The 4,125-nt window shown below is 72.0% G+C and carries 4 protein-coding genes; 3 read left to right on the top strand and 1 reads right to left on the bottom strand.

Going from position 1 to position 4,125, the window contains the following annotated elements:
- Window positions 1-770 (bottom strand): VOC family protein (locus ABZ914_RS47830; RefSeq protein WP_500201278.1); only part of this gene is annotated, 770 nt, incomplete at its 3' end.
- A gap of 268 nt (window positions 771-1,038) precedes the next feature.
- On the opposite strand from ABZ914_RS47830, the gene ABZ914_RS47835 reads away from it, so the two are divergent.
- The 3 genes from ABZ914_RS47835 to ABZ914_RS47845 all read left to right on the top strand — a co-directional run bounded on the left by ABZ914_RS47835 (window position 1,039) and on the right by ABZ914_RS47845 (window position 3,973).
- A complete protein-coding gene (locus ABZ914_RS47835; RefSeq protein WP_190856394.1) occupies window positions 1,039-2,637 on the top strand; it encodes an ATP-binding cassette domain-containing protein in 1,599 nt (532 codons plus the stop codon).
- A 116-nt stretch (window positions 2,638-2,753) separates the two neighbouring features.
- Window positions 2,754-2,966, top strand: a complete 213-nt coding sequence (locus tag ABZ914_RS47840) for a helix-turn-helix domain-containing protein (RefSeq protein WP_021596738.1) — start codon at window positions 2,754-2,756, stop codon at window positions 2,964-2,966.
- Window positions 2,967-3,163: 197 nt separating this feature from the next.
- A complete protein-coding gene (locus tag ABZ914_RS47845; RefSeq protein WP_387017985.1) occupies window positions 3,164-3,973 on the top strand; it encodes an enoyl-CoA hydratase/isomerase family protein in 810 nt (269 codons plus the stop codon).
- Window positions 3,974-4,125: the final 152 nt, after the last annotated feature.

The following is a 4,125-nucleotide window of genomic DNA, read 5'->3' on the forward strand; positions in this document are numbered from 1 at the left end:
ATCACGTGGAACGGCACCCCGAACGGGTCCCGTACGGCCGCGGACCGGCCGTACGGGCTGTCGGCGGGCCCCGAGTCGACCGTGCCGCCGCCCGCGGTGACCTTCCGGACCGCCTCGTCCGCGTCGTCGACCGCGAAGTAGGTCATCCACGTCGGCACGGCGGTCCGGCCGTTGCCGAGCACCATGTCCGCGCCGCCGAGCATCCCGCCGATGTAGCGCCCGTCGGAGGCGCGCCGCAGGACGGTGTAGTCCATGTCGCCCGGCATCGGCTCGAGCTCGTAGCCGAACACCGCCTGGTAGAAGTCGCCCGCCGCCTTGGCGTCGGGGGTGACCAGCTCGTTCCAGACGAACGAGCCCGGCTCGTTCACGATCGCCGAGCCGTGGTGCTCCCGCCCCTGCCACAGCCCGAACTGCGCGCCCTGCGGGTCCCTCACGATCGCCATGCGGCCGATCGACATCACGTCCATGGGCGGCACGACCACCGCGCCCCCCGCGTCCGCGGCCCGCTTGGCGAGGCCGTCGCAGTCGTCCGCGGCGAAGTAGACGGTCCACCAGTACTCGTCCGGCGCGTCGTCCGGGTTCTGCATCATTCCGGCGACCGGCGCTCCGCGCAGCTTGCACTGGTTGTAGTGGCCCGCCTCCGGCCCCGCGTCCTCGAACTGCCAGCCGAGGAGCGTCCCGTAGAACGTCCTGGCCCGCTCGATGTCGGGCACGCCGATGTCCAGCCAGTTCGGCGTCCCGTCCGGCAGGTTGCCCGTGACCTGGGTCATCCGACTCACACTCCTTCGTGCCGGGGCGTCCGGCCCCGGGCGTCCGCCGTCGCCCGCCGTACTCCCATCCTGGCCCGCGGCGCGGCGTTCACACATCCGCCCGGCCCGATCGGCATGGCCGGGAGCGGCCCGCGTGTCACGTACACTGTGGTGATGGTTTCGCTCCCGAGTTGACAGGCCGCCCAGCGCGCCCCGGTCGGATGGACCGCGCGGCGCGCTGTTTCGTGCGCCTGCCCATCGAGCCGTCCGTCAGGGGAGCCCTGTCACTGTGATCATCGCGAAAGACATCGAGCTGCGCGCCGGGTCCCGGCTGCTGATCGAGTCCGCCTCGTTCCGGGTCAACCCCGGCGACCGGGTCGGCCTGGTCGGCCGCAACGGCGCGGGCAAGACCACCCTCACCAAGGTGCTGGCCGGGGAGTCGATCCCCGCGCAGGGCGGCGTCACGTCGTCGGGCACCATCGGCTACCTCCCGCAGGACCCGCGCGGCGTCGACCTCGACGAGCTGGCCCGCGACCGCATCCTGTCGGCCCGCGGGCTGGACGAGGTCGTCCGCAAGCTGCGCGCCGCCGAGGAGGCGATGGCCACCGCGACCGGCGAGGAGCGCGACAAGGCCGTCCGCCGGTACGGGCGGCTCGAGGAGCGGCTGCACGTGCTCGGCGGCTACTCCGCCGAGGCCGAGGCCGCCTCGATCGCCTCCAGCCTCGGGCTCCCCGACCGGGTGCTGGGGCAGCCGCTCGGCACCCTGTCGGGCGGGCAGCGGCGCCGCGTCGAGCTGGCCCGCATCCTGTTCTCCGGCGCCGACACGCTGCTGCTGGACGAGCCGACCAACCACCTGGACGCCGACTCGATCGTCTGGCTGCGCGACTTCCTGAAGTCGCACCAGGGCGGCCTGGTCGTGATCAGCCACGACGTCGACCTGCTCGGCGTGGTGGTGAACCGTGTCTTCCACCTGGACGCCAACCGCAGCGTGATCGACATCTACAACGTCGGCTGGAAGAAGTACCTCGACCAGCGGGAGACCGACGAGCGGCGGCGCAGGCGCGAGACGGCCAACGCGCAGCGGCAGGCGTCGGCGCTGCTGTCGCAGGCCGACAAGATGCGCGCGAAGGCGACCAAGGCCAAGGCGGCGCAGCAGATGGACCGGCGGGCCCGGCAGCTGCTCGCCGGCGTCGAGGGGGAGCGGCAGGCCGACAAGGTGGCCAAAATTCGCTTCCCGGACCCGGCACCTTGTGGCAAAACCCCCCTTACCGCCGAGGGTTTGTCGAAATCGTACGGATCTTTGGAGATTTTCACCGACGTGGACCTGGCCATCGACCGGGGCAGCCGCGTCGTCGTGCTGGGCCTGAACGGGGCGGGGAAAACCACCCTTCTGCGCATGCTGGCGGGGGTCGACAAGCCCGATACCGGGACCGTCGTGGCCGGGCACGGGCTGCGGATCGGCTACTACGCCCAGGAGCACGAGACGCTCGACGTGGAGCGCTCGGTGCTGGAGAACATGCAGTCGGCCGCGCCCGGCCTCGCACCCGTCGAGGTCCGCAAGATCCTGGGCTCGTTCCTGTTCTCCGGCGACGACGTCGACAAGCCCGCGGGCGTGCTGTCCGGCGGCGAGAAGACCCGGCTGGCACTGGCGATGCTGGTGGTGTCCAGCGCCAACGTCCTGCTGCTGGACGAGCCCACCAACAACCTCGATCCGGCCAGCCGCGAGGAGATCCTCGGGGCGCTGCGCACCTTCGCCGGGGCCATCGTCCTGGTGACCCACGATGAGGGTGCGGTGGACGCGCTGCGGCCGGAAAGAGTGATTTTGCTGCCCGATGGTGTCGAAGACATCTGGAGTGACGAGTTTGCCGATCTGGTGGCACTTGCGTGACCTGCAGGGTGCCTTCCGCAGATCTTTTCTGGCCGAGTGGGTAGCCGAACGCGCGGGAATGACTGATCATGGCGGGGGATAACGCAGCGGTCACCACATCACTACGGGAGGTACTCGTGGCCGAGACCCTCAAGAAGGGCACCCGCGTGACCGGTGCCGAGCGCGACAAGCTGGCGGCGGACCTCAAGAAGAGGTACGACTCCGGCGAGAGCATCCGCGCCCTGGCAGCCGCCACCGGCCGCTCGTACGGCTTCATCCACCGGATCCTGACGGAGTCGGGAGTCAACCTGCGCGGTCGCGGCGGAGCGACCCGGGGCAAGAAGTCCTGACCGGACGAACGTTCCGAACGGACGCGGGTCCACCACGGCCCGAGGTCCGGGACGGACGACTTCCCCCGGATGAGCGCACCGCCTGATCCGTCGCCGCGGCCCACCGAGTAGGGTTCGGTCGCGGCGGCGGGCAGGACGGGTCCCGCCTCGTGGACGGCGGGGCGGGCCCGCCGTGCTCGTCGGAAGGGGAAGTGTCGATGGCGGACGCGAACGCCGGGGTGGAGACGGCCACCGCGGCCGGGCCGGCGGAGGAGGCACTGGCCGAGGCCGGGCTGCGGCTGGAGGTCGACGGGGCGGTCGCGACCGTCACGCTGAACCGGCCGGAGCGGCGCAACGCCATGACGTTCGCCACCTGGCGCGGCCTGGCGGCGATCGGGCGGTCGCTGCCGGAGGGCGTGCGGGTGGTCGTGCTGCGCGGCGCCGGTCCCTCGTTCTCGGCGGGCATCGATCTGTCGATGTTCTCCGGCGAGGGCGGCGAGGGCTTCGCCGACGGCTCCGACGCCGCGGCGACCGACCGCTTCATCGCCGAGTTGCAGGAGGGGTACACCTGGCTGCGGCGCCCCGAGATCGTCACCGTCGCGGCGGTGCACGGGCACGCCATCGGCGGCGGGTTCCAGCTCGCCCTGGCCTGCGACATCCGCGTCGCCGCCGACGACGTCAAGTTCTGCATGAAGGAGCCCGCGCTCGGGCTCGTCCCCGACCTCACCGGCACCAAGCCGCTGGTGGAGATCGTCGGGATCGGGCGCGCCCTGGAGCTGTGCCTGACGGCCCGGACGGTGCACGCCGAGGAGGCGGCCCGGCTCGGCCTCGCCGAGATCGTCGTGCCGCGCGACGGCCTGGACGCCGCCGTCGCCGAGCTCGTCGCGTCCCTCCTCGCCGTGAACCCCGGTGCCGCCGTGGCCACCAAGCGGCTGCTGTGGGAGGCGCCGCAGAACAGCCTGGAGCAGCAGTGCGCCGCCGAGCGCCGCGAGCAGATCGGCCGCCTCCGCGAGCTCTTCGGCAAGTGACCCTCCCGCCTTCTGCGCACACGCCCCGCTCCCGCCATCGTTGACGTGCGGCGGGGGGCCGGCCGGGGGGGGGGGCTGACGGCGGGGCCGGGGGAGGGGAGGCCGGGCAGGTACGGATATGAACCCTCAGAAAACCACACACCAAAACCGAA

The organism is Spirillospora sp. NPDC046719 (assembly GCF_040645715.1).
In the GTDB taxonomy this organism is placed as follows: domain Bacteria; phylum Actinomycetota; class Actinomycetes; order Streptosporangiales; family Streptosporangiaceae; genus Spirillospora.